Below are 18,392 nucleotides of genomic sequence, written 5' to 3'. Positions count from 1 at the left end.
GACTTAAAATTATATGGCCCAGTTCTGTTTCAGGACTGGGCTTTTTTTATGGATTTGGGGCCCGCGGCCGGCTAGCCTTTGGCTAGGTCGGCCGCCGCTATGCTGCGGGGCTCACAAGACTGTTCGGCCCTTCGCGGGCTTTGCCCGCTCGGTCTGGCCTGCGGCCACCCCTCCGCAGCGCTGGGCCGTTGGTCGTTAATTTAATGAGGGGTTTAGCCCTCATTTATAGAGCATTGCGAAGCAATACCATTATTACTGTAGGTTTCAACCTACAGTAAAAAGGCCCGAAGGGCCGTCGGCCTAGGGATGGGAACTGGTGGCCCGAAGGGCCAGACCCAGCCGCCGAAGGCGGCGCAGGGCCGAGCGAGCAGCGAGCCAGTGGACAGCCCGGCCGCCGAAGGCGGCAGGCCCCAAAAAAATACTCCCTTCCTGCAAAACAGAAAGGGAGCATTTAAATTGGAGGCGGGTTAATCACTAGTCCTTCACAAAGCGGTAGCTATTAAGTTGGCCAGCGGCATTGCGGATTTGCAGCATATAAACGGCTGCGGGCAAATCGGCAATAGGGATAGTTAGGCGATTTTGGCCTTTGAACAAAACTTTTTGTTCGGTTTCGCCTACTTTTTGGCCGATAGCGTCATAAATCTCTAGGCGAACCTCTTGGTCCAAATTTGCTTGTAGATCCACATAAAGTTGATCTTGAGCGGGATTGGGGCTAAGATTCACCTCCAATTTAGGCGCTTGCATATCCACCACGCGAATCACAGAAGTTTCGCTGCTGCCATCTTGGTCGAACTGCTTGAGGCGGTAATAATTGTAGCCTGTTGCGGGATGTCGATCATAGATTTTGTATGTAGAATGGCTGCCTAAGGCCTCTTGTCGTTCCAAATCTTCGAACTGCAGTCCATCGGTTGATTTTTGGACCATAAAATAGTCGGCATTGATTTCTTCGGCGGTGCTCCAATTGATGCGGATGCGTTCTGCGGTTTCGGCCTCGGCGGTAAACTCAAGGAGTTCCACAGCTAGGACCGTCATATCGGGATCGCCAAAGCCAAAGCCCGAAAAACCAGTATTAAAGGTAGCGCTAAGCGTCACGCCATTGGCACCAAAGCTGCCTAGAGTAGCGGGGGCCAATTCGATGGTATAGCCATTATAATTTGTCGAATTGACATCATTGATGGGGGCATTGGCCACCTTAACCACTTTGAGCAAGCTTCGGTTTTTGCCGGTAGCGGCTTCCCAGGCGGCAATTTCGCTTTCTAGGAAGTAGAAAGTTGCATTATAGCTACCTGCGGCATTATTGCTAGTGGGTGTAATGTAGAAAGTTTTGGCCATAAGGGCGTTGGCGGGATCGGCATCTAGGAAATTGACCGTAGTTGCTGCGGCAGAGCTTGCATCTCGGTCTACCTCCATTTGCGTACAGCCATAATCCCAGGCCATGGCATTTTCTAGGGTTCCCATGATATTATTCGTTGAGGGATCATAGAAATGGACCGTTTGGTTATTGCCCAAAGGAGAAGTTCTTGGGGCGGGGCTATTAACATCCTGTTGAATATTGGTAATTGCTCCTGCTTCAATGTAGATATTATCTATGCAAAAGCCGTAAGCATCGGCCAAAGTACTTCCGCCATCATTATAGCCAAAGGCGAGCATCACATCAGTTTGGCCCACATAAGCGTCTAGATTCACAGTTTGGCCGGTCACCCAAGGGGTCGTATATTGGCGAGCAGTAGTATTGACGCTGGTATTGGTAATATTGGCAATGGGGGTAAAATTATTTCCGCCATCTATAGAAATCAGGACCTGAGCGGATTCGTCAAAGGCTCCACCTCCAGTTCTCGTTACATCAGAGAAAGCGTGATCAAAAGTCAATTGGCAGCTATTCATCCCTTGAAGCGAGAAAGAAGGCGTAATGATATAATCTTGGCTTCGATCGCCCTCATAAGCATCTTGATCCACGGTAAAGGCAAAAGTAGAGGCATTGGTACTTTCCACAGTCCAGTCCCCAATTGGGAAATCTGCGGCAGAGCCCAGATAAAAAGAAGCCGCTTCATTAGAAGAGACCGCATAGCCGGCTGCGCCAGATTCGAAATCTGTATCAAGAATAACAACCGTCCGGCTAGCAGCGGGGGCCAAATCTTCATCGACAATAGTTAGAATATGGCGGCGGTTATCATTCGTTGTGATTACGGCATCGCCTACAGTCGAAATACTCAAATCAATAGTTAGTTGTTCATCGCCTTCTATCTCTCCATCATTAAACACTCTAATCGTTAGCGTTTGGGTAGAATAGGTACCAGCAGGAAAAGTAACTGAAGTGGGGCTGATTGTAAAATCTGCGCTAGCTGTTGCTGTACCCGAGGGAACAAAAGTTACCGTAGCTGGATCAGAAGGGGGCAAAGAAATATTCAGGTCGATTGTATATTCTTGGAAGTTACAATTTGTTTCTTCCGTCACTAGATTGGTCTCCTGAGAAAAGTAAATTTCGGGTTGCACATTGATACAGGCTGTGGGAAGATCAAAAGCTTCGGTTTGGTCTGTGGCGCTGCCTGAGCTCCCTTGATCGGCACTAAAGCCTAGTCCTCGATTAGCGAACACCTCCCAAATCAAACATTCATTGGCCCCTCCATAGAGCTGTTGATCGGCTTGTAAAATGGCATCTCGGCCATCGACAAAACCGGGGTTACAGGCTTGTAATTTAAGGCCCAGAGTAATTAAATCCATAGCCATGTTGTTTCCTGCTGTTCCATTGTAGAGGTCTGCATCATAGCCATAGCGATCAATAAAAGCCCAGCTAAGGTCCCAAAGCATCGTACACCAAACATAGCCCACACCATGGGGCACCACAGAGCTGTTAGAGGTGGCATAAGTCGAGGGATTAACTGCCATATCTGTACTATAAGGAGTGGGGCGGATGCCATTGCCATTGGTTCCCTCGCTAATGGCAAAGGTACCGATTCCACGGGCATCGGGGCCAAGGTCTCCTGTTTCGATCGTCATCATCAGGGCATACCAGTCTGACCAGCCTTCGCCCATTTGTTCCGAGTTGCTCAAACAATTAGAGTTGCTTGGTCCACCAGTTAGGCGGGTAGAAACACCATGTCCATATTCGTGAATGATAATCCCATTATCAAAATCGCCATCAATGTCAAAAAGGCCTTGATCTTGGAGCGTAGCATTCACGGTACCAGAGCTCATTTCGTTGATAATTCGGGCGCCGTCTACATCAGAGACCATCACTGCGGGAATCGTGATCCCTGGAGCGGGGCCACCGCCCATAACGATAGGTGCACCAGGCTGATTATTGATTACAATAGCAGCAACAGCTCCTGCATTTTGGGCCTCTTGTACTTTTACGGTAAATGCGCAGGTTCCGCGATAAAGGACTGCAATTTTTCCGCTGATATCAACGGTATTTACAATTGGTTCGCAGGCATCACTTACATCTGGAGCAGTGGCATCATCCACCAAAGCCAAATCTGCCGTTAGTGGCGTAGTGGGTACAGCTGCTCCACCATAATTAGATTGAGGAGCCTGATAAATGCCCGAAATAGCTGTGGGACTATTGACGGTCAGATAGGGGGCGCCGGTATTGTCCCATAAATACATCTGCATACGTGGATTACCTCCATCTGCGGGGGTAGCAAAATTTGCATTATTTTTTCCGCTACCATCTTGGGCCTCGGCATTTACGCCATCGCCTGCTGCCCCACCACGGCCGTAATTATTTTCTTGAAAGTTTCCGCTAGCTTCATCAAAACCATATTGGTAGAGTACATCATGAATGATGTTCGACATATAGAAGGTATTGGTAATAGCCGCATCTTCATAATTCGAGGCCACTTGCTGTTGATTAAGCGGAAAATCAAAGTTCAGGCTGGCTCCACCATCGGGAGAATAGCCAGGAAGGTTGTCAGCATCTCGGTCCTCATAGGCATAAACATTATTTCCACGAGTAATTGTATACTCGGCTCCTGCCGCCCCATTATCATCATGCCAGCCAAAGGGCGAGGCTAGGGCATCAAAAGGACCAATATGCAAACTGCGGGGACCATGGCTGGGGCTTTCTACAGGAAGCTGAAATACGCGATATTGGTCTGTGGCGGGAGGTGGGGCCATTTCTGGCGCAGCGGGAGCTGGCAATTTAGGCCAAAAGGTTTGCTTTGGCTGATGGTTGTGTCCACAGGTCCCAAAATTACAACTAATTACCCAATCTACTTGATCTAGGATTTCTCCAGTTTGGGCATCTAAGCGAATAGACCACCAGTGTGCGGCATCCAATTGATAAATTTCTAGATCCCAAACTAAGCGGATATCCCCAGCTTGGGTCGGGAAATAACTCAGCTTAACCGGAATTGGCTCTATTGACAAAGCAGGAGCAGAAAAAATAAAATGCTGATTATTCACGGGCTCCAGAGCTCTAGCTGCAGTAGTATAAGGAAGGTCCAACTGCTCTGCAGCCTTAGCAATGGCTTGAAGTGGATTGATACTGGCTTGACTGCCATTCACTCTAGCCGATAAATTTGCTTCTAAGCGATTACCAAAAGATACCACTTTCCCATCTTTAATGGCCAAATTGGCCACCGCATTATAAATCGGGATCCCATTTTGGGTTTGTTGGATATGAACATGGGTCAGCCCCAACTTTTTGGTCTCATACTCATCTTGTACGCGCCAAGATTGAATATCTGTAACTTCTAGCCCTAAGGCCTCTCGCTTTTCTTCTAAAAAGCTTTGAATTAAGCTCTTATTTAGCTGTGCAAAGAGCGTTTGGCTAAAGAATAGCGCGAAAAAAAATACTGTGCTTGTAAAAATTCTCATATAGGATCTGGATTAGTGTAATAATGCTATTTGCATACGTAAGTATAAAGATAAGCCGAGTCAATTGCTTTTACAATTTTTAATAAATATTATTTGGCACAAAACCTAATTCACAAAATATCATATTACAAAATAAGCTATTAGTTTAGATTTGATCTTAAATAAAGTGGCTTTAGGGTTAGCTAAATTGCTTTAGCTAATTGATAAAAAAGGGGGCTTTGCTTGTTTTTTAAACAAAGTGCGTAAAATCAGCAACTTTTTTTCTAGATTGTCGTTTGAATCCCCAACACCTACTTAGTTTACATAATAAACAAAGCTATGAAAATTGCAATCGCTCAACTTAACTACCATATTGGCCACTTTGAACAAAACCTGGCCAAAATGCTTCGAGCTACAGAAGAAGCCAAGGGCCAAGGGGCTGATATCGTTGTTTTTGGGGAATTGGCTAGCACGGGTTATCCAGCCAGAGATTTCTTAGAATTTGATGATTTCATTGCCAAAAGTGATGCTTTGGTGCTAGAGCTAGCCGAAGCCGCTCAGGACATAGCCATTGTGCTCGGCGCTCCCTCTCGCAATCCTGTTCCAGAAGGGAAAGATCTCTACAACTCTGCTTATTTTTTAGCCGATGGCAAAATTCTACATCGGCAGCATAAGGCGCTTTTGCCGACTTATGATATTTTTGATGAGTATCGCTATTTTGAGCCCGCCAACGAATTTAAATTGGTCGAATATAAGGGCTATAAAATTGCACTTTCTATCTGTGAAGATATTTGGAATGTGGGCAATGAAAACCCACTTTACACGATCTGCCCTCTTGATGAGCAGTTTAAACAAGGCCCCGATTTTATTCTTAATCTATCAGCTTCGCCTTTTAGTTATACCCAGGCCAAAGAACGCCTAGCCATTATCAAGGAGAATGTACAGCGCTACAAGCTGCCCTTTTTCTACGTGAATCATGTGGGCGCCCAAACCGAAATCATTTTTGATGGGGGCTCTGCTGTTTTCTCCCCTGATGCGGAGCTTTTTGAAGAGCTGCCTTATTTTGAGGAGTGCATCAAAACCTTTGACCTTAAATCGGTCCGCCTAGGCCAACCCCCCAAAGCCCAGAACAAAGAAAAAATGCAGCTGATTGAAGATGCTTTGATTCTTGGAATGCGCGATTATTTTGGCAAATTGGGCCTAAAAAAAGCCATTTTTGGCCTTTCTGGCGGCATTGATTCTGCCGTGGTAGCTGTTTTGGCGGCTAAGGCCTTGGGCCCGCAAAATGTGCGCTGCCTGCTCATGCCCTCTCAGTTTTCTTCTCAGCATTCTATTCAAGATGCCCGGCAATTGGCCCAAAATCTCAACATTCAATACGATACCATTTTTATTGAGGAGATTTATAAAGCTTACCAAAAAGAATTGGCCCCCATTTTTGCAGGCACAGCTTTCGATTTGGCCGAGGAAAACCTACAAGCCCGCGCTCGTGGCATGCTGCTCATGGCCGTTTCCAATAAGTTTGGCAATATTCTCCTCAATACCTCTAATAAGAGTGAGGCTGCGGTGGGCTACGGCACGCTCTATGGCGATATGGCCGGTGGACTTTCCATTATTGGCGACCTCTACAAAACCGAGGTTTTTGAGCTTGCCCGCTTTATGAATATGCAGGGCGAATTGATTCCCGAAAATATTATTACCAAGCCCCCAAGTGCCGAGCTCCGTCCCGATCAGTTTGATAGTGACAGTTTGCCCGACTACAATGTGCTGGACCAAATTCTATTTCAATACATTGAGCGCCGACAAGGCCCCAAAGAGATCATCCAACAAGGTTTTGATGCCCAATTGGTCCGCCGAGTCCTCAAAATGGTCAATCGCAATGAGTTTAAGCGAGCCCAAACGCCTCCTACCCTCCGCATTTCAAAAAAGGCCTTTGGTATGGGCCGCAGAATGCCTATTGTAGGTCGCTATTTGAATTAGGGGCCTCCGCAGCTTTGCTGCGGCGCTACGTTTCGCAGCTCGCAAGCCTGCTCGGCCGTTATTCCCTTTGGTCATCGAACTGCGGCTTTCAGCCTTGTTGTCACAGGCTGCGCCTGTTCGGTCTGCCGCCTTCGGCGGCACTGCTCCCCAGCGCTAGGCCTTGCCAAGCTGCTGTAAGAACGGTATTCGTCGCTGCGCTCCTCATTCCTTAATATTAACCCGCCCACCCTCCCCTCCAATGGATTCCTTAAGGAATCCATTGGGGGAGTTTGGGCCATTTTTGCATCCTGCAGGCCCAAAGGGCCGTCGGCTGAGGGATGGAAAGTGGTGCGGCACAGCCGCAGACCAAAGGCAGGCTGTGCCTGCCTGCAGGGCCGAGCAGACCTGCGAGCCACGACACAGCCCGACCCAGCCAAAGGCTGGGGCAGCCCCAAAAAAACAACAGCATGTCCAGCAAAAACTACTATATCCTTGGCCTGATGTCAGGCTCCTCCCTAGATGGGCTAGACCTCGCCTACTGCCGTATGCAATGGGGCCCCAATGGCCTAAAAAGCTGGGAGTTGCTTACCGCCCAAAGTCTCCCCTATTCCGAAACCTGGGAGGGGCGTTTGCGGGCTTTACCCCAGCAATCCGCCTTGACCTATGCCAAAACCGACCAATATTTTGGCTTCTATATGGCCGAATTAGTACAGCAGTTCTTGGCCCAAAACGAAATTCGGCAACTCGACTTCATTGCCTCGCATGGACATACCGTTTTTCATGAACCCGACAAGCGTTTTGGGGCACAAATTGGGCGGGGCAGTGCCTTAGCCGCCCTGACGGGACGGCCAGTAATTAGTGATTTTAGGAGCCAAGACCTCAGTTTGTCTGGCGAGGGCGCCCCCTTGGCCCCCATAGCCGACGCCTACCTATTTCCAGGTTACGATTACTACCTCAACTTGGGCGGCATTGCCAATTTATCGGCTAGAGCGGGCCAAAACTGGCGCGCCTTTGATTTTGCGCCTGCCAACCAGCTACTCAACTTTTTGGCCCAAGAAAAGGGCGCTGCCTATGATGAAGGGGGCCAATGGGCCGCCCAAGGAGAAGTCCAAGAAGAATTATTGGCCACCCTGCTCTCCGATCCATTTTATCAGCAAACTTACCCAAAATCCCTTTCCAATGCTTGGGTGCAGGGGCCACAGCTCCGCAGTTTGGCCGAATTTGAAGCGAGTACAGAAGATAAGCTGGCTACAGTTTGCGAGCTGATTGGGATTACGCTGCGGCAAAGCATTTTGGACCTCCAAAAAGAGGAGGGCTTTGGGCAAGCAGGAAAACTTTTGGTCTCTGGTGGCGGTGCTTTTAATCACTACCTTTTGAGCCAATTACAAGCCTATGTAGAAGATTTGGGCATTGAGATTTTTCTGCCCGAAAACAACATCATTGAATTTAAAGAAGCCCTGCTGATGGCCCTACTTGGCCTCTTGCGTTGGGAAAAACAAACAAATGCCTGGCCCCAAGTGACCGGCGCAAAAATAGCAAGTATCAATGGGGGCATCCATTGGCCGCCCCCCAAATCTTAAGATTATGAAGAAAGTAGATATTTTGGTCTTGGGCTCTGGCGTGGCCGGACTCAGCTTTGCCATTCGGATGGCCGAAAAACATCCTCAAAGCAGTATTGCCGTACTGAGCAAAACCATTTCTTCGGAAAGCAATACCAGCTATGCCCAAGGTGGCGTCGCTGCCGTTTGGGACGATCAGAAAGACTCTTATCAAAAGCATATTGAAGACACTTTAGATGCTGGAGATGGCCTTTGTGACGAAGAAATTGTTCGGATTGTAGTGGAAGAAGGCCCTAGTCGAGTGCGTGAACTCATTGAGTGGGGCACCCGATTTGACAAAGAAAAGCAGGAAGAACAGTATGATTTGGGCCGAGAAGGCGGACATTCTGAGAATCGAATTTTGCATTATAAAGACATCACGGGCTGGGAAATCCAAAGAGCCTTAATTGCCAAAGCCCAAGAGCTCCCCAATATTGAAGTCTTAGAGCATCATTTTGCCATTGACCTTTTGACGCAGCATCATTTGGGCCGTTGGGTCACTCGGCTCAGTCCCAATATTGAGTGCTATGGTTGTTATGCCTTAAATTTAAAGACCAATCAGGCGGAGCGCATCTTGGCCAAAGCCACTGTTATGGCTTCTGGTGGTGCAGGACAAGTCTATAAATCGACCACCAATCCGACTATTGCCACAGGAGATGGCATGGCCATGACCTATCGGGCTAAGGGAAGAGTGCGAAATATGGAATTTGTGCAATTTCATCCTACAGCCCTTTATAATCCCGCTGGAGAAAATCCCGTTTTCTTGGTCTCTGAGGCGGTCCGTGGATTTGGAGGCATCTTAAAAGATGCCGAGGGCCAAGAATTCATGCAGAAATACGACCCTCGTAAATCCTTGGCCCCTCGTGATATTGTGGCCAGAGCCATTGACCAAGAGATGAAAAACAGTGGTTCCGACTGCATGTATTTGGATTGTCGACATTTGGAGCAAGAAGCTTTTTTGGCCCATTTCCCCAATATTTATGAGAAATGCAAAAGCATTGGCATTGATCCATTCGAACAAATGATTCCCGTAGTCCCAGCCTGCCATTACTTTTGTGGGGGCATTGAAACCGATGCTTGGGGACGCAGCTCTATTCATCGCCTTTATGCCTGTGGCGAATGCACCAGTACAGGCCTACATGGGGCCAACCGCCTAGCCTCCAACTCTTTGCTAGAGGGCCTCGTCTTTGCCGATCGCATTGCTAAAGATCTGGACCAAAAACTAGGAGAATGGGATTGGAAAGAGGGGATTCCCGCCTGGGAAGCCACAGGCAGCCAAGACCCCAAAGAATTGGTCCTCATTACCCAGAGCATGAAAGAGCTCAAAGAAATTATGAGTAGCTATGTGGGCATTGTACGCTCTAATTTGCGTTTGGAACGGGCCTTTTCTCGTTTGCGCCTACTCTACGAAGAGACCGAAGAACTGTATAACAAAAGTAGAATTTCGCCTGCGCTTTGCGAGCTGCGCAACCTGATTACCGTGGCCTATTTGGTCACTCGATCGGCAGCTATTCGTCGAGAAAGCCGGGGCTTACATTTTACGACGGATTATCCCAACCGACAAGAGTATTTGGATGATACTCGCCTCTAAATCAAAGGGCCAATAACGAATTGTTATTGGCCCTTTTTATCGGTTTTACAGGCCCAAAGGGCCGCAGGCTGAGGGATGGATAGCAGTGGCGCAAAGCGCCAGACCCAGCCGCCGAAGGCGGTGCAGGGCCGAGCGAACAGCGAGCTGCGACACAGCCCGACCCGACCAATAATTCATGAGGGTTTCAACCCTCATTTTGTGTAGCTTCGCAAAGCGATACCGCTTTGCGCTGGGTTTTAACCTAGCGGAAGGGGCAGCCCCAAAAAAACTAGATCTTACTCATCATCTAGTTTAAAAGGCGTATGTTCTTTTTCGGCATTTTCTTTATTGTCGATGCCCATAAAGCGCTTTTGCAACATGCTGCTAAATTGCAGGGCAAAATAGCTGAGGCTACTGAGCGAGTACTCGATTTCCTCGATGCTCATCTCCTCGATAAAGTAGGTAGAGCTAAGGTAAACCACCTCATGGCCAGCCTGTTCTCTGGTCAGAGAGAAGCTTTCGGTAATGAGTTGGTGGTTTGTTTTGAGGATCAGCTCGAGTAGTTCTTGGCGGGCCTCGATAGCGGCGGGCACCACAACGATAGGCGAAACGATCACGAGACTAGGGCGTTTTTTCTGCTCAAAAGTAGTTGATTCTCTGAGGAGGACCACAATTTGGGCATTGCCGCGATGCAAATGCCAGCGGTTATCTTTGTCGGTGCGGCAAACTTTGGGATCTACGCCCAATTTCTGGATAGCCGCTTCAATGGTTGCTTGGTAATCAGCTAGTTGTTTCATGGTTATTATTATTTACGACTGCCCGTCTAGTTGGGCTAAAAATTCTGCTTCTGTAAGGATATTGATGCCCAAATCTTGGGCTTTTTTAAGTTTGGAGCCGGCTTTTTCGCCCACCACCAAAAAGTCTAGATTTTTGGAGACCGAAGAGGCGGCAATACCTCCAGCGGCCAGCAGGCGTTTTTTAGCTTCGGAGCGGCTCATTTGTTGCAAACTACCTGTAAAAAGAACCTTTTTATCGGCAAAGGGACCTTCTTTTGGACCTTCTTGGGGTTTTTCTTCCTCTAGTTGTTTGAGGTTGAGGCCTAGTTCGCCAAGTTCCTCCAACAGTTGTTGGATAGCAGGCAGTTGAAAGCTATCATAGACCGATTGGGCCATTTTGGGTCCTACATCTTTTAGCTCGCTGAGCTGCTCAATGTTCCAATTTTTGAGCTCTCGGATATCGGCAACCACGCCTGCCAAGATTTTGGCATTGCCCGAACCGACATGACGCAGGCCAAGGGCATAAATGAGGCGGGATATCGGTTGATTTTTTGAGGCCTCAATCGCCTCTTGTAATTTGGCTACAGAGCGCTGGCCAAAACCCTCAAATTGGGCAATTTTTTCATAATCTAGGCGGTAAACATCGGCCAAGCCGTGCAATAAACCTTCCTCATAAAACTTCTCGACATAAGCAGCGCCAAAGCCAGAAATATCCATGGCTCCTTTAGACACAAAATGCTTGATGCGTTCTAGCGTTTGGGCCTCACAATCGGGGTTAATGCAGCGCCAAACAGCTTCGCCTTCGGGCCGTTCCAACAAAGAATCGCAAACGGGGCAATTGCTTGGGAAAACGATAGGCTGCTCCTCCCCGGTCCGCAAATCTTCTAGGGGTTTAACGATTTGAGGGATTACATCCCCTGCTCTTTTGACCAAAACATGATCGCCAATGCGCAAATCTTTTTCGGCAATTTGCTCGGCATTATGTAGAGAAACCGAGCTCACGGTCACGCCAGCCAGCTCGACGGGGCGAATTTTGGCCACAGGCGTAATAGCGCCCGTTCGGCCCACTTGATATTCTACGGTTTCGAGGACAGAACTCGCCTCTTTGGCGGTAAATTTATAGGCAATAGCCCAGCGAGGGTGATGGCTGGTATAGCCACAAATTTCTTGTAGGGCCAAGTTATTGAGCTTGACCACCATGCCATCAATTTCGTAGGCATATTCTTCTCTTTGGGCCTCCCATTGAGCGCAAAAATCGCCTACGGCGCTAATATTGGGGCAAAGGGCCCGCTCTTTATCGGCAGTCGGAACCTTAAACCCTAGATCGGCCAAGCAAGCCAAAATATCCCAATGGCTCTCAAATTGGTCCAAAACATTTTCGGCTTCAGCATTAACGGCAAAGCCCATTTGATAGACAAAAGCCTCTAGGGCACGGGCTTTTACTTGTTGTGGATCTTTAAGGCGCAAACAGCCTGTTGCTGCATTGCGTGGATTGGCAAAAAGGGCTTCTCCTGCGGCAGCACGCTTTTCATTGACCCGCTCAAAACGATCTTTTCGGATCAACGCCTCTCCTCGGAGCTCCACTTTTTGGATCCCGTATTTACTAAAATTGGCTTGTAGAGGAATGCTGGCAATAGCGCGAGCATTAGCCGTGATTTCATCGCCTTTTTCGCCATTTCCACGAGTGGCGGCACGGACCAACTGATCGTTTTCGTAAACCAGCACAATTGTTCCCCCATCAAACTTGGGTTCTACGCAATAGGCCAGTTCATTTTGGGCAAAATCTTCGGGCAAAAGACGACGAATACGCTGCTCAAAATCCTGAAGATCCTCCATATTTTCAGAGTTCTCCAAAGAAAGCGTAGGCGTAAGATGCTCTACCGTCGGGAAACCCTCTGTCAGGTCGCTAGACACCCGCTGAGTGGGCGAATGCGGAAAAACCCATTGGGGCGCAGCGGCTTCCAAACGCTTCAATTCCCGAAATAATTGATCATATTCATAATCACTCAACAGCGGCTGATCTAGCACATAATACCGCCATTCGTGATAGGTAATCAAGGCAATAAGTTCCTGAATAACTGCCTCTTCCGTAGGCAATGGCTTTTGGGCCAATAGCGCTTTAGAGCGCTCAAATAATTCTTTTTGCTCTTGAGCAGAGTAACGCATATATTATTTTATAAAGTTGTTTGTTTTTTGGGCCTCCTGCCTACGGCAGGCGCTACGTTCCGGGGCTCGCAGGTCTGCTCGGCCCTTCAGGCTCCACTTCGTTTCGCCTTTGGTCTGGCCTTCGGCCACCCCTACACATCGCTAGGCCAAGGACCGCTTGGTCTAGTTTCTTGCCCAAATTTATTGAAAAACTTTCTCTGCACTATGTGGGCAGCGCTTAAAGATTCTCTTCTCCAAATCTTGGAGAAAGAACTCTCTTTGCGCATCTGAAAGTCCCTTTTTATAAGGTTCAAATTCTTCTGCAAAGCAGGGATTTAGGCCAGTAGCATATTGGAAGCCATCTTCCAGCAATTCATAATCGCCATTTTGGACCGCTTCCATCAAAGTACATTCGCAAAAGCTGGTGGCCAAATTATTTTTGATGCGGTCGTCGCGATAAGCAATATAATCAATCGTATAGATGAGAATGACCAGAAAAAAAAGGACCGCAGCTCCAGTAATACTCCACTGGATAATGGTTTTCCGTTCCATAGATAATCGGGTAAATTATTAAGTGTGTAAGCTAGTAGATATGATCTTTTTAGCCTTAGAAAGGTAAGAGATTTATAGCGTTAAACTAATTTTTTTTGGCCTTCTTTTGGGCCTTTTTTTTGTGGTAGGCGGCTTAAATTATAAAAAATAAAATGTATGAGAATTATCTACCTCTCTATCTTGGGCCTGTTTTGGGGCCAGTTGCTGCCTGCTCAAGGGCTGTACTTTCCAGATAGCGCTGGAAATTGGGATAGTCTATCGGTTCAGGATTTGGGCTATTGCGACAGCCGCATAGATAGCCTTTATCAGTTTTTAGATCAAGCTGATAGTAAAGCCTTTATCCTCTTAAAGGATGGAAAAATTGTGTTGGAGCAATACTTTAATGGGCATAGCGCCACAGATAATTGGTATTGGGCCTCAGCGGGCAAAACCCTAACGGCCTTTTTACTTGGTCAAGCCCTAGCGGATGGGCAGCTCAGTCTAACCGATAGCAGCTCGCATTATTTGGGCAGTGGCTGGAGCAGTTGTACGCCTCAACAAGAGGGAGCCATTCAAATTATTCATCAACTCAGCATGACCTCTGGTTTGGATGATGGCGTGGCGGACCATACTTGCACCGATGATAGTTGCCTCATTTATCTTACTAATCCCGATTTGCGTTGGGCCTACCACAATGGTCCCTACACCCTTTTGGATGGGGTATTGACTCAGGCCACTGGCCTAAGTATGAACCAATATGTCAATCAAAAAATTAAGCAGCCCATTGGCATGAATGGGAGTTTTGTTCCCTTAGGCTATAACAATGTTTACTTTAGCACGGCTCGATCTATGGCCCGTTTTGGCTTATTGTTATTGGCCGATGGACAATGGGATGGACAAAGTATTTTGTCGGATACCGCTTATTTAGGGGCGATGCGCAGGCCCTCTCAGGCCCTGAACCCAGCTTATGGTTATTTAACTTGGCTCAATGGACAGAGCAGTTATTTGTTGCCTGGCAGTCAATTTAGTTTTTCGGGACCACTAATGCCCAATGCGCCTAGTGATTGTTATATGGCATTGGGAAAAAATGGGCAATTTATCAATGTGGTTCCTTCCGAAAATTTAGTTTGGATTCGGATGGGCCAAGAGCCCAATGGCTATGATGTCCCCGCAGAGCTTTGCAATGATATTTGGAGCTACATCAATAATTTGAGCTGTCCGAGTTTGGTAGTGGAATTGGAGCAAGAAAAATGGCAGCTCTATCCCAATCCAAATCAGGGAGAGCTTCATATTTCGGGCCTTTCTGGGGCCTTTAGCTGGCGCTTATTGAGTATTGAGGGTAAAGTTTTGAAAGCGGGGCAGAGCCATAACCCTCAACTTGATTTTACCTCTTGGCCTGCGGCTTATTATCTTTTAGAGATTGAGCAAAATGGCCAAAGAGAATACTTGAATTGGGTAAAATACTAAGTTTAGTTCAACAAAAAAGCCTTGCAAGATTGCAAGGCTTTTTTTTAGGCCTCTTTAAAGGCTCTAGTCATTTCTCTTTTGCCTTTTGGGCCAGGCAAAGCTTCTACCCTAAAGCCTATGCTTTTGAGCAATCGCTTGAAGGCACCTTTAGCGCAGTAGGTACTTAGGCAAGCGCCGGGACGCATAGCCTCATAAATCTTTTTGAGCATGGGCTCCTCCCAAAGTTCAGCTTGTACATTTGGCGAAAAAGCATCGTAATAGACAATATCAAAGGCGTTTTGGGCGGTTAATTCTTCAAAGCGCTGAATATTCAAGCAGAAGTTAAAGTTTTCGGCCAAGGTTTGCCAGCGGTTGGGCAAGCTATGCATGGCTAAAAAAGTATCTTGGCTAGCTGCAGCGGCCAATTCTTCGGTATAGTTTAGTGCAGCGGCTGTTTCGCTGCTAATAGGGTAAGCCTCTAGGGCCAAATACTGAATTTGGCATTGGGGGGCTTCTTTTTGGCTATACAAATAGCTCATGAGTGCATTGAGACCTGTGCCAAAACCAATTTCTAGAATGGCTAATTGTTCAGGCGCCTTGCTCAATTGATGGGCTAAAGCGGCTTGGATAAAAACCGTATCGGTTTCTTGAATGGCCCCATGTGTTGAATGATAACTGGCCTCGAACTGTGCCGATTCTAGGCTATGAGAGCCGTCATCGGTAAGAATAATTTTAGCGTTAGAATCTGCTTGCATATAATAAACTGAATTGAATCAGGGCAAAATAAGTTTTTTTGATGTCTATACAACAACCCAAGAATAGAAGTTGTTTAGTTGGTCTATTAGATTTGCAGTGGACAGGGCGCGAAGCGCCCGCAGGCTGAGGGATAGAAAGTGGTGCGGCGCAGCCGCAGACCAAGCAAAAATGCTTTGCATTTTTTGCGCAGGGCCGAGCAGAACTGCGAGCCACGACATAGCCCGACCCGAGCGAAGCGAGGGGCAGCCCCAAAAAAAAGGCCCTCTTCTCAGAGGACCTACAACAATAAACATCTAGCGGTAAGGCGCAACTTTTATTTAGTAGCGAACATCATTGTGGATGGCAGCTAAAAACTCCTTGCGGAATTGCTCCTTTTCAAATTGTCCACTGTAGGCGGTTGTTACCGTACTACTAGATATATCTTGGATGCCTCGGGTAGAGACGCACATATGTTTGGCATCAATATAAACGGCCACATCATCGGTGCCAAGGCTAGCTTTTAGTTCTTCTAGAATTTGGCGACTTAGGCGCTCTTGGACCTGCGGACGTTTGGCATAATACTGCACCAATCGGTTAATTTTGGAGAGGCCAATCACTTTGCCATTGGGGATATAGGCGACATGCGCCTTGCCATAAATGGGCAAAAAGTGGTGTTCGCAGGTAGATTGCAGCAAAATGTTCTTTTCAATCAGCATTTCCTCATACTGATATTTATTTTCGAAAAGTGCAACTTTGGGTTTGTTGGCGGGATTGAGGCCGCTAAAAATCTCTTTAATATACATTTTGGCCACCCGATAAGGCGTACCTTTTAGCGAATCATCGCTAAGATCGAGGCCCATGATTTCCATAATGGCTTTAAAATGCGTTTGGATTTGTTCAATCTTTTCCTCATCAGAAAGCAAAAAGGCATCCTCGCGCATGGGGGTATCAATGGAGCTGAGAATATGTTGGTCCCCCATTTCATCAAATAGGGCCTGCTCTTCGGCAGTAAGTGTTTTCACGGATTGGTTCATCTTGGTTGAATTTACTTCTGAAAAAATAGGCAGATAAAAAATTCAGAAAAAGCTCTGCTACTTTATACGTCGCTGAATACGACTGAATTTTACGGTTGGTTTGTGCGCTCATTCGCAAAATTTGCACCAAGCTCAAAACCACAAAGCTAAGAGAATATACTGATTTAGAGTAGGCAGTTTGCGCAGTTCGGGAAATTAGGTGTAGAACTCAGGCCCTATTTCAAACAGGCCTAACTTTCTTTTGTTTAAAATACTACTTAGACTAGTTAAAAAAAAACTTTGGCGCAAAAATGAAGATTGGTATCATTGGATCAGGCATGGGCAGCCTTTCTGCGGGGGCCCTTTTGGCTAAAAAAGGACATGCTGTCCATATTATAGAACAAAATTATTTGCCTGGGGGTTGCACGAGCTCTTATTATCGAAAAGGGTTTATTTTTGAGGCTGGTGCCACAACTGTAGTGGGATTAGATGAAGGTATGCCCTTGCACTATATTTTGCAACAAACGGGTATTCAGCTTGACCTAAAGCTCTTGGAGCGCCCGATGCAAGTTCGGCTTAAAAATGGCCAAACTTTAGAGCGCTTTGCACATCTAGATGATTGGATTAGGGAGGCTGAGCGCGTTTTTGGCCCTAAAGGGCAGGCCGCATTTTGGCGACGCTGCTATACAATTAGTCAGTTTGTTTGGCAAACCTCTTTGCAACAACAAAGTTTCCCGCCCTCTTCTTGGCGAGATTTAGGGCCTATGCTCAAGGGGTTTCGGCCCAAGCAGTTGGCTTTTGCGGGACTTGCCTTTCGCTCGATGAAACAACTTTTGCAGCAATATGGCCTTGATAAAAATCCCGATTTTATCGCCTTTGTCAATGAGCAATTGCTCATTACGGCCCAAAATTATTTGGAGGAAGTCAATATTTTGTTTGGCGCCACGGCCCTTTGCTACACTCTTTTTGGCAATTATTATGTTTATGGCGGCCTCTATCAATTGGTCAAGCCGTTTTGCGATTATATTGAGGAGCAGGGCGGACAGCTTCATCTCAAAACAAAAGTAGAGCAAATCAGCCGAAAAAATGGGCAATATATCCTGCAAAGCAATCAGGGGGCCATGGCTTTTGACCGCCTAATTTCAGGCATTCCCATCAATAATTTACTCGATATTTGGCCCGATCCCCAACTGCATAAACGCTACCAAAAGCGCATTTTAGACAGTCCCCAGCTCAACTCTGCTTTTCAATTGGGAATTGGCTTTAATCGCCGAGAGGATTCCCCCATTTTGCACCACCAAATTCACCTCAAACAGCCACTTTCGCAAATTGGTAGCCAGAGTATTTTTCTCAGTTTTTCGGATCCCATAGATTGGTATCGAGCACCTTTGGGCCAGGGCGTGGCCTCCATTTCTACGCATATTCCAGACCCAGCAGGCCGGCCCGTTCGAGACAAGGCGGCCCTAGAACAAGAAATCCTAACTGTTCTGGACCAAGAGGGCTATATCGCTAAAGATCAGATTTTGTGCACCCATAGCTCGGCCTCTAGCAGCTGGGAAAGCTGGACCCAACGCAAATTTGGCTTTGTGGGCGGCTACCCTCAATTTTTCCAAATCAAACCTTGGCAAATGCTCGATGCCCGCCTAGAAAAGGGCGCTTACCTTTGTGGCGACACCGCTTATCCGGGCCAGGGCATCCCCGGCGTGGCCCTTTCGGGCATTATTGCCTACCGAAAATTGTTGTTGGATAGCTAGTTTTTAGGGCCTTCACTCGTCGGCGGTTACTCCCTTTGGTCGTCGAACTGCGGCCTAAAGGCCTTGTTGTC

The 18,392-nt window shown here is 47.2% G+C and carries 11 protein-coding genes; 5 read left to right on the top strand and 6 right to left on the bottom strand.

What is annotated here, in order from left to right; translation table 11 throughout:
- Positions 1-474: 474 nt before the first annotated feature.
- The gene (locus PPO43_RS12805) at positions 475-4,818 is read right to left on the bottom strand and encodes a T9SS-dependent M36 family metallopeptidase (protein ID WP_272618387.1); all 4,344 of its coding nucleotides are present in this window, start codon (positions 4,816-4,818) and stop codon (positions 475-477) included.
- 318 nt (positions 4,819-5,136) lie between these two features.
- Between PPO43_RS12805 and PPO43_RS12800 the strand changes: the two genes are divergently transcribed.
- The 3 genes from PPO43_RS12800 to nadB all read left to right on the top strand — a co-directional run bounded on the left by PPO43_RS12800 (position 5,137) and on the right by nadB (position 9,942).
- Positions 5,137-6,774 carry an NAD+ synthase gene (locus PPO43_RS12800; protein ID WP_272618385.1) on the top strand — a complete coding sequence of 546 codons (1,638 nt, stop codon included), beginning with the start codon at positions 5,137-5,139 and terminating at the stop codon, positions 6,772-6,774.
- Positions 6,775-7,220: 446 nt separating this feature from the next.
- Positions 7,221-8,333 carry an anhydro-N-acetylmuramic acid kinase gene (locus tag PPO43_RS12795; protein ID WP_272618383.1) on the top strand — a complete coding sequence of 371 codons (1,113 nt, stop codon included), beginning with the start codon at positions 7,221-7,223 and terminating at the stop codon, positions 8,331-8,333.
- Positions 8,334-8,337: 4 nt separating this feature from the next.
- The gene (gene nadB, locus PPO43_RS12790; RefSeq protein ID WP_272618381.1) at positions 8,338-9,942 is read left to right on the top strand and encodes an L-aspartate oxidase; all 1,605 of its coding nucleotides are present in this window, start codon (positions 8,338-8,340) and stop codon (positions 9,940-9,942) included.
- 275 nt (positions 9,943-10,217) lie between these two features.
- Here nadB and PPO43_RS12785 read toward each other — a convergent pair whose 3' ends face one another.
- From PPO43_RS12785 to PPO43_RS12775, 3 genes are all read right to left on the bottom strand, one after another.
- Positions 10,218-10,718 (bottom strand): YbjN domain-containing protein, encoded by a 501-nt coding sequence (locus PPO43_RS12785; RefSeq protein ID WP_272618379.1) that lies wholly within the window; start codon positions 10,716-10,718, stop codon positions 10,218-10,220.
- Between the two features lie 12 nt (positions 10,719-10,730).
- On the bottom strand, positions 10,731-12,863 hold the full coding sequence (ligA, locus tag PPO43_RS12780) for an NAD-dependent DNA ligase LigA (RefSeq protein WP_272618377.1): 2,133 nt from the start codon (positions 12,861-12,863) through the stop codon (positions 10,731-10,733).
- 180 nt (positions 12,864-13,043) lie between these two features.
- A complete protein-coding gene (locus PPO43_RS12775; RefSeq protein WP_272618375.1) occupies positions 13,044-13,394 on the bottom strand; it encodes a hypothetical protein in 351 nt (116 codons plus the stop codon).
- A 156-nt stretch (positions 13,395-13,550) separates the two neighbouring features.
- On the opposite strand from PPO43_RS12775, the gene PPO43_RS12770 reads away from it, so the two are divergent.
- On the top strand, positions 13,551-14,840 hold the full coding sequence (locus PPO43_RS12770) for a serine hydrolase (RefSeq protein WP_272618373.1): 1,290 nt from the start codon (positions 13,551-13,553) through the stop codon (positions 14,838-14,840).
- A 44-nt stretch (positions 14,841-14,884) separates the two neighbouring features.
- Here the strand turns inward: PPO43_RS12770 and mnmD are convergent, their stop codons facing one another.
- Together mnmD and folE are read right to left on the bottom strand one after the other, a co-directional pair.
- Positions 14,885-15,574 carry a tRNA (5-methylaminomethyl-2-thiouridine)(34)-methyltransferase MnmD gene (gene mnmD / locus PPO43_RS12765; RefSeq protein WP_272618371.1) on the bottom strand — a complete coding sequence of 230 codons (690 nt, stop codon included), beginning with the start codon at positions 15,572-15,574 and terminating at the stop codon, positions 14,885-14,887.
- 318 nt (positions 15,575-15,892) lie between these two features.
- Complete coding sequence (folE, locus tag PPO43_RS12760; protein WP_272618369.1) at positions 15,893-16,588, bottom strand: GTP cyclohydrolase I FolE; 696 nt, start codon at positions 16,586-16,588, stop codon at positions 15,893-15,895.
- A gap of 290 nt (positions 16,589-16,878) precedes the next feature.
- On the opposite strand from folE, the gene PPO43_RS12755 reads away from it, so the two are divergent.
- Positions 16,879-18,321: a phytoene desaturase family protein gene (locus PPO43_RS12755; protein WP_272618367.1), complete on the top strand. Its 1,443-nt coding sequence runs from the start codon at positions 16,879-16,881 to the stop codon at positions 18,319-18,321.
- Positions 18,322-18,392 lie beyond the last annotated feature (71 nt).

The sequence above is a fragment of the Saprospira sp. CCB-QB6 genome, from assembly GCF_028464065.1.
GTDB lineage: Bacteria > Bacteroidota > Bacteroidia > Chitinophagales > Saprospiraceae > Saprospira.
Note: the sequence above shows the minus strand (reverse complement) of the source record. Positions and strands in the feature narration are given on the sequence as shown.

What these genes read in the sequence shown, in the direction of transcription:
- PPO43_RS12805 (WP_272618387.1), bottom strand. Translation starts at nt 4,818, where the DNA reads ATGAGAATTTTTACAAGCACAGTATTTTTTTTCGCGCTATTCTTTAGC.
- PPO43_RS12800 (WP_272618385.1), top strand. Translation starts at nt 5,137, where the DNA reads ATGAAAATTGCAATCGCTCAACTTAACTACCATATTGGCCACTTTGAA.
- PPO43_RS12795 (WP_272618383.1), top strand. Translation starts at nt 7,221, where the DNA reads ATGTCCAGCAAAAACTACTATATCCTTGGCCTGATGTCAGGCTCCTCC.
- nadB (WP_272618381.1), top strand. Translation starts at nt 8,338, where the DNA reads ATGAAGAAAGTAGATATTTTGGTCTTGGGCTCTGGCGTGGCCGGACTC.
- PPO43_RS12785 (WP_272618379.1), bottom strand. Translation starts at nt 10,718, where the DNA reads ATGAAACAACTAGCTGATTACCAAGCAACCATTGAAGCGGCTATCCAG.
- ligA (WP_272618377.1), bottom strand. Translation starts at nt 12,863, where the DNA reads ATGCGTTACTCTGCTCAAGAGCAAAAAGAATTATTTGAGCGCTCTAAA.
- PPO43_RS12775 (WP_272618375.1), bottom strand. Translation starts at nt 13,394, where the DNA reads ATGGAACGGAAAACCATTATCCAGTGGAGTATTACTGGAGCTGCGGTC.
- PPO43_RS12770 (WP_272618373.1), top strand. Translation starts at nt 13,551, where the DNA reads ATGAGAATTATCTACCTCTCTATCTTGGGCCTGTTTTGGGGCCAGTTG.
- mnmD (WP_272618371.1), bottom strand. Translation starts at nt 15,574, where the DNA reads ATGCAAGCAGATTCTAACGCTAAAATTATTCTTACCGATGACGGCTCT.
- folE (WP_272618369.1), bottom strand. Translation starts at nt 16,588, where the DNA reads ATGAACCAATCCGTGAAAACACTTACTGCCGAAGAGCAGGCCCTATTT.
- PPO43_RS12755 (WP_272618367.1), top strand. Translation starts at nt 16,879, where the DNA reads ATGAAGATTGGTATCATTGGATCAGGCATGGGCAGCCTTTCTGCGGGG.